General features: G+C 71.4%; 15 protein-coding genes. 8 read left to right on the top strand and 7 right to left on the bottom strand.

Annotation, left to right across the window (positions count from 1 at the left end; translation table 11 throughout):
* The first annotated feature begins 17 nt into the window (after positions 1-17).
* The 3 genes from OIE47_RS31310 to OIE47_RS31300 are packed head-to-tail and all read left to right on the top strand — an operon-like array spanning position 18 to position 2,264.
* Positions 18-923: a transporter substrate-binding domain-containing protein gene (locus OIE47_RS31310; RefSeq protein ID WP_326558130.1), complete on the top strand. Its 906-nt coding sequence runs from the start codon at positions 18-20 to the stop codon at positions 921-923.
* 4 nt (positions 924-927) lie between these two features.
* Positions 928-1,608: an amino acid ABC transporter permease gene (locus tag OIE47_RS31305; protein WP_326558129.1), complete on the top strand. Its 681-nt coding sequence runs from the start codon at positions 928-930 to the stop codon at positions 1,606-1,608.
* On the top strand, positions 1,608-2,264 hold the full coding sequence (locus OIE47_RS31300; protein ID WP_326558128.1) for an amino acid ABC transporter permease: 657 nt from the start codon (positions 1,608-1,610) through the stop codon (positions 2,262-2,264). The genes OIE47_RS31305 and OIE47_RS31300 overlap by 1 nt, the downstream gene beginning before the upstream one ends.
* A 94-nt stretch (positions 2,265-2,358) precedes the next feature.
* On the opposite strand, the gene OIE47_RS31295 is transcribed toward OIE47_RS31300, so the two are convergent.
* Together OIE47_RS31295 and OIE47_RS31290 are read right to left on the bottom strand one after the other, a co-directional pair.
* Positions 2,359-3,231, bottom strand: coding sequence for an ABC transporter permease subunit (locus OIE47_RS31295; RefSeq protein ID WP_326558127.1), 873 nt, complete (start codon positions 3,229-3,231; stop codon positions 2,359-2,361).
* Positions 3,228-4,166 carry an ABC transporter ATP-binding protein gene (locus OIE47_RS31290; protein WP_326558126.1) on the bottom strand — a complete coding sequence of 313 codons (939 nt, stop codon included), beginning with the start codon at positions 4,164-4,166 and terminating at the stop codon, positions 3,228-3,230. Before OIE47_RS31290 ends, OIE47_RS31295 begins: the two co-directional genes overlap by 4 nt.
* Before the next feature lie 223 nt (positions 4,167-4,389).
* On the opposite strand from OIE47_RS31290, the gene OIE47_RS31285 reads away from it, so the two are divergent.
* Both OIE47_RS31285 and OIE47_RS31280 read left to right on the top strand, forming a co-directional pair.
* Positions 4,390-5,610, top strand: a complete 1,221-nt coding sequence (locus tag OIE47_RS31285; RefSeq protein WP_326558125.1) for a sensor histidine kinase — start codon at positions 4,390-4,392, stop codon at positions 5,608-5,610.
* A complete protein-coding gene (locus tag OIE47_RS31280; protein ID WP_326558124.1) occupies positions 5,607-6,260 on the top strand; it encodes a response regulator transcription factor in 654 nt (217 codons plus the stop codon). Before OIE47_RS31285 ends, OIE47_RS31280 begins: the two co-directional genes overlap by 4 nt.
* On the opposite strand, the gene OIE47_RS31275 is transcribed toward OIE47_RS31280, so the two are convergent.
* Both OIE47_RS31275 and OIE47_RS31270 read right to left on the bottom strand, forming a co-directional pair.
* Positions 6,247-7,035: an alpha/beta fold hydrolase gene (locus OIE47_RS31275; RefSeq protein ID WP_326558123.1), complete on the bottom strand. Its 789-nt coding sequence runs from the start codon at positions 7,033-7,035 to the stop codon at positions 6,247-6,249. The two genes, OIE47_RS31280 and OIE47_RS31275, sit on opposite strands and share 14 nt — an antisense overlap.
* Positions 7,036-7,204: 169 nt before the next feature.
* Positions 7,205-8,158 carry a GntR family transcriptional regulator gene (locus OIE47_RS31270; RefSeq protein ID WP_326563291.1) on the bottom strand — a complete coding sequence of 318 codons (954 nt, stop codon included), beginning with the start codon at positions 8,156-8,158 and terminating at the stop codon, positions 7,205-7,207.
* 149 nt (positions 8,159-8,307) lie between these two features.
* Here OIE47_RS31270 and OIE47_RS31265 point away from each other — a divergent pair, with 149 nt between their 5' ends.
* Together OIE47_RS31265 and OIE47_RS31260 are read left to right on the top strand one after the other, a co-directional pair.
* Positions 8,308-8,961 (top strand): GNAT family N-acetyltransferase, encoded by a 654-nt coding sequence (locus tag OIE47_RS31265; protein ID WP_326558122.1) that lies wholly within the window; start codon positions 8,308-8,310, stop codon positions 8,959-8,961.
* Positions 8,958-9,836: an alpha/beta hydrolase gene (locus OIE47_RS31260; RefSeq protein ID WP_326558121.1), complete on the top strand. Its 879-nt coding sequence runs from the start codon at positions 8,958-8,960 to the stop codon at positions 9,834-9,836. The genes OIE47_RS31265 and OIE47_RS31260 overlap by 4 nt, the downstream gene beginning before the upstream one ends.
* A gap of 155 nt (positions 9,837-9,991) precedes the next feature.
* On the opposite strand, the gene OIE47_RS31255 is transcribed toward OIE47_RS31260, so the two are convergent.
* From OIE47_RS31255 to OIE47_RS31245, 3 genes are all read right to left on the bottom strand, one after another.
* Positions 9,992-12,370, bottom strand: coding sequence for an ATP-binding protein (locus tag OIE47_RS31255; protein ID WP_326558120.1), 2,379 nt, complete (start codon positions 12,368-12,370; stop codon positions 9,992-9,994).
* Positions 12,371-12,438: 68 nt separating this feature from the next.
* Complete coding sequence (locus OIE47_RS31250) at positions 12,439-13,416, bottom strand: NAD(+)/NADH kinase (RefSeq protein WP_326558119.1); 978 nt, start codon at positions 13,414-13,416, stop codon at positions 12,439-12,441.
* 135 nt (positions 13,417-13,551) lie between these two features.
* A complete protein-coding gene (locus OIE47_RS31245) occupies positions 13,552-14,466 on the bottom strand; it encodes an EamA family transporter (protein ID WP_326558118.1) in 915 nt (304 codons plus the stop codon).
* A gap of 266 nt (positions 14,467-14,732) precedes the next feature.
* Here OIE47_RS31245 and OIE47_RS31240 point away from each other — a divergent pair, with 266 nt between their 5' ends.
* The gene (locus tag OIE47_RS31240; protein ID WP_326558117.1) at positions 14,733-15,791 is read left to right on the top strand and encodes a hypothetical protein; all 1,059 of its coding nucleotides are present in this window, start codon (positions 14,733-14,735) and stop codon (positions 15,789-15,791) included.
* Positions 15,792-15,838: the final 47 nt, after the last annotated feature.

The following is a 15,838-nucleotide window of genomic DNA, read 5'->3' as shown; positions in this document are numbered from 1 at the left end:
GGACGAGAGGAATTCGGATGAAATCGCGAATCGGCCTGGTAGTGCTCGCCGTGGCGCTGGCCCTCACCGCCGGTTGCTCGGACAGCGGCGGTGACGGTGGGACGGACAGCGGTCCGGCCGGCGCCCCGGTCGACGTGGGCGCGCCGCTGCCGGGCAACGTCCAGGACAAGGGCAAGCTCGCGATCGGCGTCAAGTGCGACTACCCGCCGTTCGGTTACATCGACGAGGCGGCCAAGAACGCCGGCTTCGAGATCGACGTCGCCCGCAAGCTGGCGTCGTACGCCTTCGGCGACGGCAACGACGTCGAGCTGACCTGCGTCACCGGGGCGAACCGCGTCTCGTTCCTGACCACCAACCGCATCGACCTCATCATCGCGACGATGAACTACACCGAGGAACGCGCCAAGACCATCGACTTCACCACGCCGTACTTCTCCAGCGGGGTGAAGCTGCTGGTGCCGAAGGACTCGCCGATCGCCTCGTTCGCGGACGTCGCCGGCAAGTCGGTGATCAGCACGAACGGCGCCACCGCGAGCCTCTGGCTGACCCAGTGCATGAAGGACGTCAAGCAGGTGCTCTTCGGCCAGACGAGCGAGGCGCTGACCGCGCTGAAGCAGGACCGGGGCGACGCCCTGGCCCAGGACGACACCCTGCTGCTCGACCTCGCCTCGAAGAACCCCGACCTGAAGGTGGTCGGCGACAGCAAGGCGGGCAGCCCGTGGGGAATGGGCGTCCGCAAGGGCGACACCGCGATGCTGGACTGGGTCAACGCCGCGCTGAAGAAGATGCAGGCCGAGGAGTTCTTCTGGACCGAGTTCCAGAAGACGGTGACCGACACCAGCCTCCAGGAGCAGTTCGCCAAGTTCGTGCCGAGGCCGGGGAACGACCTGAGCTACCCCACCGGACCCACGCTGGTCTGCTGACAACATGATCAACGCCGATGGTTACCGATTCGATCCGGGCTTTCTCGTCGACCACCTCGGCGAGTTGGGCGGCGGTCTGGTCCGTACGGTCGAGATCAGCGCCATCGGCATGGCCGGGGCGCTCGTGGTCGGCGCCCTGCTCGGCGCGGTCTCGGCCTTCCGGGTCCCGGTGGCACGCCAGCTCGTCCGGGTGTACGTGGAGGTGTTCCGCAACACCCCGTTGCTGGTGCAGATCTTCTTCCTCTACTTCGCCCTGCCGGAGGTCGGGCTGCGGCTCGACGCCTTCACGGTCGGCTGGTTGTCCCTGCTGCTCTGGGGCGGGGCGTACAACGTGGAGAACTTCCGGGCCGGATTCGAGGCGGTGGAGGCCGGTTACGTCGAAGCCTGCCGGGCCCTGGGATTCTCCCGGCTGGCCGCCTTCGGCCAGGTCGGGTTCCCACTCGGCTGGCGGATCGCGCTGCCGTCGGTCACCAACACCCAGATATCGGTGTTCAAGAACTCGTCGTTCATGATCGCGATCAGCTATCCGGAACTGACCGAGACGGCGGTGAACATCGTCGCCGTCTCCTTCCGGGTGTTCGAGATGTTCCTCGCGATCGGTGTCATCTATCTGGGACTGGTGTGGCTCATGTCGATCGGTACCCGGGCCGTCGAGCGTCGTTTCGCGATCCCAGGAGGACACTGATGCCCGTATGGGTCGGGCCGGTCGCGAGTTACCTGGCCACCGGACTCCGTACCACCGCGTTGCTCGCCTTGACCAGCGTCCTGGCGAGCATCGCGGTGGGGGTGGTGCTCGGCACCCTGCTGACCCTGCCGAGTCGGCTCGTACGGGCCGTGATCCGGGCCTACGTCGAGATCTGGCGGGGGCTGCCGATCATCATCATCCTGTTCTTCATCTTCTTCGTCCTGCCGGTCGTCGGTCTGACCGTCGACACCTTCACCGCCGCGGCGATCGGGCTGAGCCTGTGGGGCAGCGCCAACATGGCGGAGGTCGTCCGCGGGGCGGTGCAGTCGGTGCCGCGCGGACAGGCCGAAGCCGGGGCCGCGCTGGGTTTTCCGTGGCCCAGCCGGATGCGGTACGTCATCCTGCCGCAGGCCACCCGACGTGCCCTGCCGCCACTCGTCGGCCTGGTCGTCAACCTCACCCAGCAGACCTCGCTGGCCGCCGTGATCGGCCTGCTCGACATCCTGGAGGCGTCCCAACGATCGATCGAGCGGCTCACCCTCACCGGGGGCGACACCCATGCGGTGCCCATCCTCGGGGCCGTCCTCGTCGTCTTCTTCGTCATCTGCCTGCCGCTCACCATGCTGTCGCGGTGGCTGGAGCGGCGGCTCCGTTAGCCGAGCGGGCCCCACCCCGGCCGGCCGTCGGGTACGGCCGGCCGGGTCGGCCCGTTATCGGGCACGGCCCGCCGTCGGGCACGGCCGGGGCCGGTCAGAAGACGTCCCGCCGGGTGATCAGCAGCCCGGCGGCCACCGCGAACACGGCCGTGTAGGCGACGAGCAGCAACACGGCCGGTCCACCGTCGAGGATGTCGAGCACCCCGGGCGTGCCCTCGTCGCCGAAGGTGGTCGCGCCGAGCGCGCCGGCAAGGGAGCCGGCCGCCGTACCGGGCAGCAGGTCGGTCACCGCCGCCAGTCCGTCGAGCGCGTTCGCCACCGCCCGCATCAGGTTCTCCACCACCAGCGCCCACACCAGGCCCAGGCCCACGGCGAGCGCCGGGCTGCGGGCCAGGGTGCCGACCAGCACGCCCGCGGCGGTCCACATCGCGTAGATCAGTGCCGCGCCGCCGAACGCCCGCACGACCTCGGACACCGGTGGCCACCCCGCCGGCCGGGACTCGACACCGGAGATCAGCGCGGCGATACCGAAGTTGACCAGGATCGTCGCCGTGACGAGGGCGAGGACCACCACGGCGAGGGCGGTCAGCGTACCGCCGTAGGCCGCCGCCCGGGTCGGTCCCTGGGTCAGTACGGTCTTCCACGTCCCCCAGCCGTAGCCGCCACCGATCACGAGCGCGCCCAGGATCAGCAGGATCGCCCCGCCGAACATGGGCGTCCCCTGCAGGGTGATCTCCGGTACGCCGCCCGGCAGCAGACGGCCCAGCAGCAGCTCGGGCGGTAGGCCCTCGCTGACCTCCGAACCGCCGCCGGTGCGGTAGCCGACGTAGTCGAAGACGTAGCCGAACAGGATGTTGAGCAGCAGTCCCGCCCCCAACATCACCCACAGCGCCGGCCACCTGCCCAGCCGGAGCAGTTCCGCGCGGGTGCTGGACAGTACCGACGCCGGTCCACGGAAAGAGCTCACGATTTCGCCAATCTCTGCTGTGCCCGGTCGGACACGAGGGTTTCCGCCGCGGTGGTGAGCTGGAAGAAGACCTCCTCCAGCGAACGTTCGGAGACACGGAGTTCGTGGAGGAGAACACCCGACTCGACCAGGGCCCGCGCGATCTCGGGAGCGAGTGCGGCGTCCACGGCGAGCCGGATGCCTTCCCCGCTCCGTTCGACCGCCTGGTGACCGGCGATCCGCACCGCGACGGCCAGGGCACGCTCGATCGGGTCGGCCCGGACGTACAGCGAGCTGACGCCCCGTAGCTCGGCGACCGTGCTCTCCGTGATCAACCGACCGGCGGAGATCACCCCGACCCGGTCGCAGACCTCCTGCACCTCGCCGAGCAGGTGACTGGAGAGCACCACGGTCCTGCCCTGCCGGGCCAGCTCGCCCAGCAGTTGCCGCATGTCCGCCATGCCCGAGGGGTCCAGCCCGTTGGTCGGCTCGTCGAGCACGAGCAGATCCGGATCGCCCAGCAGCGCGGCCGCCACGCCCAGGCGCTGTTTCATGCCCAGCGAGTAGGAGCGGAACGCCTCCCGGCCGGGTCCGCTCAGGCCCACCCGGTCGAGGACCGCGTCGACCTGTGCGTCCCCGAGCCCCCGGTAGCGGGCCATCACCCGCAGGTTGTCCCGCCCGCAGAGGTACGGGTAGAACCCCGGACCCTCGATCAGCGCACCGGTACGGGCCATCGCCGCCGGGTCACCGGGCCGGTGACCCAGCACCCGCGCTCCCCCGCTGGTCGGCCGCACCAGTCCGAGGAGCATCCGCAAAGTGGTGGTCTTGCCCGCACCGTTGGCCCCGAGGAAGCCGTACACCTCTCCCCTCCGGACGGTGAGGTCGACGCTGTCGACGGCGGTGTGCCTGCCGTACCGTTTGGTCAGTCCACTGGTGGTCACGACTGTCTCGTTCACACCGGCAGCGTCGCAGCCAGCGGGGCCACGCCACATCAGCCGGCAAACAGCTTCCGGGTACGCAGATTGACGTACGCGAGCTACGCGGGCGCGTCGATGCGGGGCGGCAGCAGGGGCGCCTATCCTCGGGACGACGCGCAGGGTCGCGCCTGGTCGCCGGAGCGGATGCGGTGGCGAAGCGGGATCCGGTCAACGGTTTGTCGGGGACAGGGGGTGGGCGAGGATGCGTTCCCCCGACCGGGCACGTCGCCGGGCCGGAGCCCTGAGGCGCTACTGGGAGGACACCTGGCCGGTCGCGCTGATCCTGATCCCGGGGCTGCTCGGTACGCCCGGGGCCGGCGAGGGCGAGCTCGGCTGGAGCCGGGAACCGGACCTGGTCGCGTACGCGCTGGTGGTGTGCGCGGCGCTCACCGCGGGCGTACTGCGCCGGCAGCCGGGCGTGACGTTCGCCGGCTGCGGGGTTGCGGTGGTGACCTATCTGGCGGTCGGTTACCCGGTCGGACCGATCCTGATCGCCGTACCCGTCGCGGCCGGCGGTGTGGCAGTGGCGTGGCCGCTGCGCCGGGCGTTGCTCGGCAACGTCGGTCTGGGTCTGGCGGTGCAGGTGGCAGGGGCTGTCCGGTTCGGGACGGACGGACCGGCGGCGGGCGACGGCATGCTCCTCCTGGAGTGGCTGGCGCTCGCGTTCGCGGCGGTTGCCGTGCCCACCGCCATCGGCGCGGCGGTCCGGATCCGACGGGAGTCCGAGGCCAGGGTGCGTACGGCGCAGGCCCGGCACGCGGTCTCGGAGGAGCGGCTGCGGATGGCCCAGGAACTGCACGACTCCGTGGGACACGGGCTCGCGGTGATCGCCATGCAGGCCGGGGTCGCGCTGCACGTCCTAGCGCGCAACCCGGACAAGGTGCGGGAGTCGTTGGAGGCGATCCAGGCCACGAGTCGGGAGTCGCTGCGTGAGATGCGGGTCCAGCTCGACGTGTTGCGTACCCCCGCCAACAACGACGCCCCCCGGCGGCCGGCGCCCGGTCTGGCCGAGGCCGGTGTGCTGCTCGATCGGATCCGCGCGGGTGGACTCGGCATCACGGCCGAGTTCCGGGCCGGCGACCTGCCACCGGAGGTCGACCTCGTCGCGTACCGCATCCTGCAGGAGTCACTGACCAACGTCCTGCGTCACGCCGGAACGACGGTCGCCCGGGTACGGGCCGCGCGGGTGGGCGACGACCTGACGCTGGAGGTCAGCGACGACGGCCCGGCGGGCGGCGCCTCCACGCACCGGGATGCCGGCGGACGCATCGGGAGCGGGATAGCCGGTATGCGGGCGCGGGCGGAGGCCCTCGGCGGCGAACTCGAGGCCGGCCCGGCGCCCGGACGGGGATTCGTGGTCCGGGCGCGGCTGCCGCTGACGGGTCGGCCGAACCCTCCCGACGTGTCAGGATCGGCGGCATGATTCGCGTCGCGGTCGTCGACGACCAGGCCCTGGTCCGGATGGGGCTCCGCACTTTGCTGGACAGCGAGGACGACACCGAACTGGTGGGCGAGGCCGCCGACGGTCGGGCCGGGGTGGAACTCGTCCGCCGGACCCGCCCCGACGTGGTGCTGATGGACATCCGGATGCCACTGATGGACGGGCTGGCCGCACTGCGTGAGATCACCTCGGATCCGGCGCTGACCGGGGTCCGGATCGTGATGCTCACGACGTTCGAGCTGGACGAGTACGTCTTCGGCGCGTTGCGCGACGGCGCCAGCGGCTTTGTCCTCAAGGACTCCCCGCCGGACGAGCTGCTCCGCGCGGTACGGGTGGTCGCCGACGGCGCGTCGCTGCTCTCACCGTCGGTGACCCGTCGGGTCATCCAGCGGTTCAGCGCCGGCACACCGTCCGGCGCTCCCCGGCCCGAGCTGGAACGGCTCACCGACCGGGAACGGGAGATCGTGGCCTGGGTGGCAACCGGCCGTTCCAACGACGAGATCGCCGCCGAACTGGTGGTCAGCCCGGCGACGATACGTACCCATGTGGGCCGGGCGATGGTGAAGCTGCACGCCCGCGACCGCGCCCAACTGGTCGTCTTCGCCGTCCAGTCCGGCCTCACCCTGCCATGATCCGGGCGAGTCGGTCCGGGTGCGCCAGGTGCGGGAAGTGGCCGCTGCCCGGCAGGACGTCGACCACGGCGTCGGGCAGTGCGGCCTCCAACCACCGCCGGTACGCCGGATCCGGCTCCGCCCCGGTCACGTAGTGGTACGGGATGCCGCTCGACCGGATGGTGTCCAGGTCCCGCATCCGGCGCTCGCCGAGCTCGTCGGCGGGCGTCACCAGGATCTCGTTCCAGTATCCGAGGAGGAGGTCCTGCCGGGGAGTCGTGGCCGTACGGACCAGTTCCCGCGCGTCCGGTGGCAGCAGATCGATGTGCATCCGGGCGAGCATGGAGTCCCAGACCTCGCCGTGGGCCGCGCTGCGCAGCACCGGTTCGGCCCGGCGCAGTGCCTTCCCGAAGTTGCCGACCAGCAGCGGCTGGTCCACGTTGACCACCCCGCGCGCCGGGTACGTCGCCGCGTAGATCGTCGCCAGCACCCCGCCGAGGGAGTGCCCCACCAGCACCGGAGCCTCGAGTCCGGCGTCGGTCACGGCCCGGTGGATGACCGCTGCGACCTCGTCGGAGTGGTAGGAGTTCCGCCGGGGCGAGTCCCCGTGGCCGGGCAGGTCGAACGCCACCACCCGCCGCCCCGGGTCGACGACCGCCAACTCGCGCAGTACCGGCCCCCACTGGCGCCGGTCGTAGCTCATGCCGTGCAGCAGGACCAGCGGTGGCCGGTCGTCTCCGGTGCCGTAGCTGCCCGCCGCAAGATCACCGAAGTACCGCCGAGGTGCGTCGTCCATGTCGTCTCTCCCGTCGCTCTACCTTCACCGACAAGGCGTAACTCGGCTGCGCACAACCCGTACGTGGCGTGGCTCACACCGTGAGCTGAGAGTGTTCCTTCGAAGTCGTCAAGGCGACAAACCACCCAGATGCTACGTACGGTGCTGTCCCGGACGGTCCGTCGCGCCCTCATGACCACATTCGGGCAGGATCCTCCACCAGGGCGGCGAACCCGTCGAGATGGCGCTCGAGGCCGTACTCGAACAGTCCGTTGAGGTCCGACACCGTCTCCGTCGGGATCGTCGCCAGCAGTGGAAATCGTCCACTGTCGAGCGTCTGATCGGCTCGCTTCTGCTGTGCCGACCACCACCCGTCGAGCGTGATTCCGGCTTCCTGCTCCGATTCGAACTCGGCCGCCATGGACAGCGCGACGGTGGCGACCAGTCCGTGAAGCGTGAGCGCCTCGCGGATCCGGGTCGTCATGGACAGCCCGAGTCCGTCGAGCGCGTGCAGGATCCACTCCGTGTGCGCCATCATGTTGGGCGTAAGCGCCGGACGGGTGAACGAGACGGCTCTGGGCAGCCAGAGGTGTCGCTGGCACAGCTCCCACTGCCGGCGGGCGACCAGTTCGAGCTTCGCCCGCCACCCGGGCGGTCCCGGGTCGGGCAGTTCGGCTTCGCCGAAGACCTCGTCGGCCATCTGCGTCACCAGTTCGTCCTTGTTCGCCACGTGCCGGTAGAGCGACATCGGGCCGACGCCGAGGTCGACCGCGAGACGCCGCATGGACACTGCGTCGAGTCCCTCGACGTCAGCGATCGCGATGGCGGCGCGAAGAACATGCATCCGGCCCAGGGGCTGCTTGAGCGTGCCGGCCTGCCGCGGCCGTTGCGACGCGGCCGGGCTGACCGGGTACCTGCGGCGGGTGTGGTTGCTGACCACCGTGCCGGAACCGACCGTCGCCTCGACCAGCCCGTCGTCGCGGAGAGTCGCCATCGCTCTGGTCGCGGTCGCGACCGCGACGCCCCATCGCTGGGCGATTTGCCGGACCGAGGGTACCCGGTCCCCCGGCCGTAGGTCGCCGGCCAGAATTCGGCCGCGGATCTCCTCGACGATGCGCCGATACGGCGGATCCGGGCGGGGCATCGGCGCGGACATGGCCGCCCTCCGATCTTCTGGTGAGGTTGTCGTCCGACCGGATTGTACTAGGACACTTTTCCTCTGATTAGCACACTTATCGAGGTCGCCGACCTGCACTGGGTCGATTTCGCCAGGCGCGCCGATACGTTGTACGCATGACAAACGATACACCGTACGCACCGGTGTGGCGGGCGGATGTCGCAGACCGGCAGGCGGTGTCGGGCATCCTCACCGAGGCGTTCATGGACGATCCGGTCGCCTGTTGGCTCTTCCCCGCGTCGGGTGAGCGCCGCCGTCTCCAGTCGCACTTCTACGGCCACCTGCTGGATCGAGGCACCGCCGAGGCATACCTGGTCGGTCGCGGTGAGGGCGCCTCGGTGTGGCTGGCGTTGGCTGCGGGCCAGGCACCCGAGGAGGAACCTCCGGACGCGCCCGACGTGGACCAGAAATCGATCTTCGGCGAGAACGGCGCACGGTTGCGGACCCTCGGGCAGGCGCTGGCCGAGCGGCATCCCCGTCGTGAACCGCACCTCTACCTCTCGTGCATGGGGGTGGTGGGCGGGCGGCAGGGCGCCGGACTCGGCTCGGCCATGTTGCGCCACCGGTTGGAACGAGCGGACGCCGACGGAATCGCCGCCTACCTGGAGGCGAGTTCACCCCGGAGCCGAGCCCTCTACCTGCGGTACGGCTTCGAGGATCTCGGCGAACCGGTTCGCGTGGCGGACAGCCCACTCCTGTGGCCGATGTGGCGCCAACCGCGCCGTCGACCATCCCACCAATTGCACCACCACAAGGGAGAACCTCGATGACGACAAAAGACATCACCACCGACCGCCGACCGCCGACCCTGGTCTTTGTGCACGGCACCAACTCCTCGTCGCATTTCTGCTCGGGACTGATCACCGAACTCACCCTGCGGGGGCACCGGTGCGTGGCCGTCGACCTTCCGGGACACGGCGCTGAAGGCTTCTTTCCCCGCTCGTACCAGGCCCCGCAGGACCTCGACGGGCTGGCAACCGAGCCGTCTCCGCTTGCCAAGATCACCATCGACGACTATGTCGAGCGTGTCGTGGACGTGGTGCGCCGCGCTCGTCGCCACGGGCCTGTGATCCTGGCCGGCGCCAGCCAGGGCGGCGTCACCGTGAGCAGGGTCGGCAACGCGATCCCCGAACTGCTCGATCGGGTCGTCTACATGGCGGCGTACTGCTGCGTCGACCTCCCGAACGTGGCCGCATATCTCGCCACACCCGAGAACAGCGACAGCCTGCTTCCCCTGGTGACCCAGGCAGTGGTCGCCGATCCGGCGATCCTCGGCGTGGCCCGGATCAACTGGCGCTCGGCCGACCCGTCGGTATTCGACGGCATCAGGCAGTGCCTCGCCGGCGATTTCACCGACGAGGCGGTGAGTCGGCTGCTCAACATGCTCGAACCTGACGAGCCCGTCAGCATCCCCCTGGCCGACGCGCGCGGCGAAGCGGGAACCTGGGGCCGGATTCCCCGGACGTACGTGCGCTTCACCCACGACCGGCTGATCCCACCCGCGCTACAGGATCGGTTCATCGCCGAGGCCGACCGCCTCACCCCGGACAACCCGACCGACGTACGAAGCGTCGCGGCACCCCACGTCGGACCGTTTGACCGACCCGAACTGGTGGAGATCTTCGCCGAACTCGCCGGCCGCTGACGAGACGCACAACGGCAAACCTCGCCACCGAGCCAACTCCCCGCGCTTTCTGGCTCGGTGGCGAGGTGCCAGCGGGGGCGGCGCGCTTGACCCGACATCCGTGCGGAACGATGCAAAAGGGGCTCCCGTGAGCCTTTTACCTGCGGAAACAGGGGTCACACCCGCCAGCGGGTCGGGCCGCCCGGCGCCGGCTGGTACCGGAGCACCCGGCCGGTGTGCAGTGATGCCCGCAGGTGCGCCCCGGCCAGCGGCGCGGCCGACTCGACCCGTTCGACGGCCGCCCACAACGCCCGGGTCGCGTTGACCCTCGCCCGTTCGGTCTCGCCCGCCTGGGCCCTCGGCCGCCCGCCCAGCCCGCTGGCCCGCCTCAGCTCCGCCAGCAGCGCGGTACGTTCGACCTGGGCCGCCGCCGCACGCTCGACGTCCCCCGCCCGGTCCGCCACGTCGAGTTGCTCGTCCAGCGCCCGCAACCGGCTCCGGTAGGCGGCACGGCCGACGTCGTCGAGGATCGGGGCGCCCTCGGGGACCCGCAGGCCGGCGCCCCCGGCGACGAGATCCAGTGCGGCGATCTCCTGACCGGGTGCGGCCAACAGCGCCCGCAGGTACCCCATCCCGCGACCGTCGCGCAGCCGGACCGTCTCGGCACCGGCGTCGAGCCGCCAGCCGTCCCCGTCGCGGCTCAGCCGCCACTCGTCCGCCGGTGGGGCGAGGGTGCCGAGCAGCCCACCCATGCCGAGCCGCTGCGCCAGCGACCGGGCCCGCCCGAGGTCGTCACCGGCCCGACCCCGGTCCCCCTCGGCGCCGCGTACGGACAGCGCGCCGGCCCGCGCGGCCAGCGTGTACGCCAGCCACGGCAGAGCGCCGATCCGCTGTTCCAACTCGACCGCGCTGTCCAGGTGCTGCAGCGCCTGGTCGGGTCGACCCAGCCGGGTGGCGAGCCGGCCCAGGTAGTCGTCCACCGGTCCGGTGATCGTGTTGGCGCCACCCCAGACGACCAGCCGCCCACCGTACGGAAGCAGGGCGTCGTACAGGGCCTGCGCGGAGGTGGGTTCACCGCCGCGCGCGGCCACGATCGCCAGGTCGGCGAGGGCTCCCACCCAGCGCGGCCCGGATCCGGCGAGCACGGCCGGCAGGACCCGTTCGAGTTCGAGGAGCGCCTCGGTGTCTCGGCCGCATTCGGCGAGTGTCCGGGCCGCGGTCGCCTCGAAGAAGTGACCGGGCAACCGCCGGGCGAGCCCATGCAGGGTCTCCACCTGCGGCTCGGCCTCGCCGCGCATCAGGGCGAGGCGGCCGTACAGCGAGGCGACCAGGCGGTCCGTGTCGACGAGTCCGGCCCGACGGCCCTGTTCCGCCACGTCGCCGGCGAGCGCCACGGCCTCCTCGAATCGGCCCCGGATCGTCGCCAGCATCGCCTGGCGGGCCAGCACCATCACCGCCGCCTCGGCGTCGCCGGCCAGGTCGGCGGCGCGGGCGTACGCCGTCAGCGCCGCCTCGGCCGCCACCAGGTCTCCCAGTTCCGCCCATGCGGTGAAGCGCCAGAACAGTCCGCGTCGCTCGACCGTCGCATCCCCGGCCCGGCGCGCCTGCTCCACGATCTCCGTCGCGGTGGCCAGGCGTTCCCGGGCGGCGGCCGGGTCCCACAGGGCGTGCAGCCGGCCGTCGAGGACCTCGGCGACGATGCCGGGATCGCCGGTGCTCCGGGCCAGGGCAACCGCCTCCTCGACCAGCTCACGCCGGCGGGCTCCGGCCGACGGGTCACCCAGCAGCTCGCGGGCCAGCCGGGTCAGCACCCGGGCCCGGACCGGCGCGGGCAACGGCCGGGCGGCCGCGACCTCCAAGAGGCGGATCAGGCCCGCGTCGAGATCGAGGAACTCCGCCCTCGACGGCGTCGTGAGTGCCAGGTGGATGACGGCGTCGGCGGTGATGTCGAGACCGGCCAGTTCACCGGCGAGGCGGATGGCGGCTCCGGGTCGCCCGGCCGAGGCCAGCCACACGGCGTGCAGCGTCCCGTCGGGAAGCGGCCCGGTGGGCAGGCCGTCGGTCAGGTCGGCCAGTTCCGGTTCGGTCAGGCCGGGCAGGCGTAGCTCCGGCGTCAGGCCGAGGGGTTCCTCCGCCGTCGCGAGCAACGCCGTCGCGCCCGAGCCGAGCCGGGACGCGAGCAGGGTCAGGAACTCCACGGCCGGCGTACCGGCCCGGCCGATGTTGTCGACCAGGAGCAGGCGCGGTCCACCGTCGGCCGCCGCGCGGGCGATCCGGTCGAGGTCTCCGAGCCTGGCGTCGGACGGCAGTTCACCCGCTCCGAGATCGCGGAGCAGTTGGTCCCAGATCAGCAGGCCGGCGTCGAGGCCGGTCCCGCTCACCCGGAACACCGGCAGACCACGGGTACGGGCCAGGGTCGCGGCAGCGTCGACCAGCGCCGTCCTGCCCGCTCCGGTCGGCCCGGTGACAACGAGGTGCCCGCCCGTTCCCGTTACGGCCCGGTCGAGCAACTGTGCCACCGCGGCGAGCTCGCGGCGGCGTCCGATCAGGGCCACCCGCTCAGCGTACGGCCGCTGATCACGTCGATGTGTCGGCTATGACCCCATCCGCGGCCTGGTGGCGATCAGCCATCCCCCAGTTCCGGATCCTGGATCGCCTCGCCGTGCATGCGGAGCTTCTCGGGGATGAGTTCGAGGAGTTGGTCGCGGCGCAACGGGAGGTCGAGCAGGCTCAGCTTGATCCGGCTCCGCCGGGCGTGCGTGCCGGCGGACAGGCGTACGACCTGGCCGGCGTCCTCGCGCAGGTGCGCGGTGAGCACGTCGCCGGGTTCGAGTTCGGCCGACGGGGTGCCGTCCACGTCGAGGTACACCGGCGCACTGTCGGGGTCGATGTGCAGCGACACCCGGTCTCCGGCGCCGAGCACGATGGCCCGGCCGATGCCCGACATCGCCGCCACCGGCGTGATCACGATCGCCGCCGCCGACGGCGACACGATGGGTCCGCCCGCGGCGTAGTTGTACGCGGTGGAGCCGCTGGGCGTGGCGAGTACGAGCGCGTCGCACCGGTAGTAGCCGTACTGCTGGTCGTTGACGGTGAGATCGAGCGAGATGGCGCCCGTCCGGCTGCGCCGGGCCAGCACGATGTCGTTGAAGCCGGTGTCGGTCCGGAACGGCCGGCCACTGCCGCAGGCGACGACCAGGCAGCCGTGGCACTCGATCGTGAAGTCGCCGTCCACGAGTCGGGCAAGCGCCGTTTCCAGGGTGTCGGGCGTGACTTCGACGAGGAAGCCCAGGCTGCCGTGGTTGACGCCGAGCACCGGTACGGGCCGTTCGGCGACCAGCCGCATCGCCCCGAGCATGGTCCCGTCGCCGCCGAGCGCGACCAGCCCTTTGAGCTGGGCGACGAACCGCGGATCGGGCAGCGTGTCGATCTTCCCGGTGATCCGGTCGCGGTCCCGGTCCCGGGCGACGACCCGGACCGCGTGGGTCCGGGCCCAGCTCAGGATCGTGGACACGGATTCGTCCACCGCCCGGGTGGGATGGACCACCAGGCCCAGCACGGGGACCCCGCTGTCGTCCGCCGTTGCCGCCTCGGTGCTCACTCCGGCCAGCCTAGCCACGGCCCCGGCGGTCGCGCGGGCTGATTGACGGGTCCCGTCGGGCCGGCGCGCGGGACGCGTACCCGGTCGGCGCCGCACCCGCCGTCCCGGCCCGCGCCGGGAGGTCGGGGGCGGGGGTCAGCCGGTGGCCCGCGACCGGGTCCGGGTCGTGGCGACGGCGAGCACGTTGGCGGTGACGACGAGCAGGATGCCGGCCCAAACGTGGAGGTCCAGCGCCTGCCGGAGGATGAGGAGGCCGGCGAGGGCGGCCAGCACCGGGTGGACGCTCATGACAACGCCGAAGAAGCGGGCCGGTACCCGGCGCAGTGCGATCAGGTCGGCGGCGTAGGGCACCACCGAGCTGAGCACACCGGCGACGACGGCGTAGAGCAGGGCGGTGCCGTGCAGCCGTCCCTGGGCGACCAGAAACGCCGCGACCGGCAGGTAGAGCAGGGCCGAGACCGCGGTGGCGGTCGCCGGTGCCTGCAGACCGGGCAGCCGGCCGCCGAGCAATCGGTTGAGCAGGATGTAGGCCGCCCAGCAGGCGGCGGCCAGCAGGCCGAGGCCGACGCCGAGGTAGTCGCTGCTCGGGCCGGGCAGCACGAGGACGTAGACACCGAGTGCGGCGGCGGCGACGCAGAGGATGTCCCGACGGGTACGGGAGCCGGCCAGCGCGACCCCGAGCGGGCCGAGCACCTCCAGGGTGACGGCCAGGCCGAGCCCGATCCGGTCGATGGCGGTGTACAGGCTCAGGTTCATGGTGGCGAAGACCAGCCCGAGCAGGAGCGTCGGCCACCACTGCCCCCAGGTGAAACGGCGTACGTTCGGCCGGGCCACCGGCAGGAGGACAGCGGCGGCGACCAACTGACGTACCGCCACCACGCCGACCGGCCCGATCGTGGTGAAGGCATGGGCGCCGACGGCAGCGCCGACCTGGTTGCTGGCGGCGCTGGCGGTCATGATGGCCAGCCCGCCGAGCACCGGACCACGGCCGGCATCCCGATCCGGGGCACCGGCCGGGTCCGCCGCAACGCCGGCTGTCCTCACGCTCATGGCAGCCAGTGTCGGTGCCACGATCCAAAACCGGAAATGCACCGGACGGGGGCGACGGGCTCCACGTGTCCTCCCCACCGCCGCCACGCACGGCCGCCCGATTCCGCCGGCCCTGTCCCCGCCCGGCTCCCCGAGGGTGGCCACCGAGCCCGGACGACAACCGTCGACCGTCATCAACTCAGCATTCGCCCACCGGACACGCCCCGGCCGCCATGGATCACATAGATTCCCATCGGTCTATCCATACCGGACGTGGGAGAGCACACATGCTCAACAGAAGCAGGATCGCCGGGAGATCCCTGGTGGCGGCCACCCTGGCGGCGACGCTCGCGACCATCGGGTTCACGGCACCCGCCCCGGCGAGCGCGGCGGTCAGCCGGGCGGAACTGGCGCTGCGCTGGGCGCCGATCCACTACCAGGACGTCGACGCCACCGGGAGCCACGCGCTCGGCGGCCGGTCCGACTACATCACGAAGGTCGACTTCGACGGCGACCTCAACGGGCGCAACAACTGGGACCGCGCGGGCCAGGCCGGGGTCTCGTTCGCCGCGCACGGCTACTACTCCGTGGTCGAGACCACCACGCACTGGTACATCACCTACCTCTTCTTCCACCCACGGGACTGGACGGACCACCCGTTCTTCGAGACCGAGCACGAGAACGACGGCGAGGGTGTGCTGTTCGCGATCGAGCGGGACGGGTCCACGTACGGGGTGCTGCGCTCGGCGGTGACCGTGGCGCACAGCAGCTTCTACTCGTACACGCCGGCCGGTAGCACCTGGTCCGGCGGGCGGGAGAACGTCGACGGGACGCTGCAGCTCCAGTCCTCGCCGCACGACTCGTTCCAGCACCCGGTGACGGCGCAGGAGGCCCAGGGCCACGGCCTGAAGGCGTATCCGCAGTACAACATCAACGGCGACGGGATCGTGTACTACCCCTCCACGGTCGCGGAGACGCCGAGCGACGGCAACGACCGGGACGTGCGCTACCAGCTCGTCGACATGTTCGCCGCCGGTGGTCTGTGGGCGCAGCGGGCGAACGCCAGTCTCTTCGCGAACCTCGGCACCTTTGCCGGTGACACCTCCGACAACTGCGGCTCGGGCACCTTCGGCTGCTCGACCAACTCGGCGAACGCGCCGTGGGGCTGGGACGACGGCGACGACCTGCCGGGCAGGGGCCAGATCGCCACCGACCCGGCGAAGCTTTCCGTCGAGTACTTCACGGTGCCGGGCAGCCTGTCGCGTGCGTACACCTACAACCCGTACGCGAGCGAGGCCGCGGCCCTGGCCGCCGCGGCGAAGACGGCGCCGGCCGTCGTCGACTGACAGAACCGGAGCCGGCCGGCGGCGGTCGGGCCCGCGCTGTCCACCGG

Origin of the sequence: Micromonospora sp. NBC_01796, assembly GCF_035917455.1 — a bacterium.
Classification (GTDB): Bacteria; Actinomycetota; Actinomycetes; order Mycobacteriales; family Micromonosporaceae; genus Micromonospora_G.
Note: the sequence above shows the minus strand (reverse complement) of the source record. Positions and strands in the feature narration are given on the sequence as shown.

What these genes read in the sequence shown, in the direction of transcription:
- OIE47_RS31260 (WP_326558121.1), top strand. Translation starts at nt 8,958, where the DNA reads ATGACGACAAAAGACATCACCACCGACCGCCGACCGCCGACCCTGGTC.
- OIE47_RS31265 (WP_326558122.1), top strand. Translation starts at nt 8,308, where the DNA reads ATGACAAACGATACACCGTACGCACCGGTGTGGCGGGCGGATGTCGCA.
- OIE47_RS31240 (WP_326558117.1), top strand. Translation starts at nt 14,733, where the DNA reads ATGCTCAACAGAAGCAGGATCGCCGGGAGATCCCTGGTGGCGGCCACC.
- OIE47_RS31300 (WP_326558128.1), top strand. Translation starts at nt 1,608, where the DNA reads ATGCCCGTATGGGTCGGGCCGGTCGCGAGTTACCTGGCCACCGGACTC.
- OIE47_RS31285 (WP_326558125.1), top strand. Translation starts at nt 4,390, where the DNA reads ATGCGTTCCCCCGACCGGGCACGTCGCCGGGCCGGAGCCCTGAGGCGC.
- OIE47_RS31305 (WP_326558129.1), top strand. Translation starts at nt 928, where the DNA reads ATGATCAACGCCGATGGTTACCGATTCGATCCGGGCTTTCTCGTCGAC.
- OIE47_RS31275 (WP_326558123.1), bottom strand. Translation starts at nt 7,035, where the DNA reads ATGGACGACGCACCTCGGCGGTACTTCGGTGATCTTGCGGCGGGCAGC.
- OIE47_RS31280 (WP_326558124.1), top strand. Translation starts at nt 5,607, where the DNA reads ATGATTCGCGTCGCGGTCGTCGACGACCAGGCCCTGGTCCGGATGGGG.
- OIE47_RS31245 (WP_326558118.1), bottom strand. Translation starts at nt 14,466, where the DNA reads ATGAGCGTGAGGACAGCCGGCGTTGCGGCGGACCCGGCCGGTGCCCCG.
- OIE47_RS31310 (WP_326558130.1), top strand. Translation starts at nt 18, where the DNA reads ATGAAATCGCGAATCGGCCTGGTAGTGCTCGCCGTGGCGCTGGCCCTC.
- OIE47_RS31270 (WP_326563291.1), bottom strand. Translation starts at nt 8,158, where the DNA reads ATGCCCCGCCCGGATCCGCCGTATCGGCGCATCGTCGAGGAGATCCGC.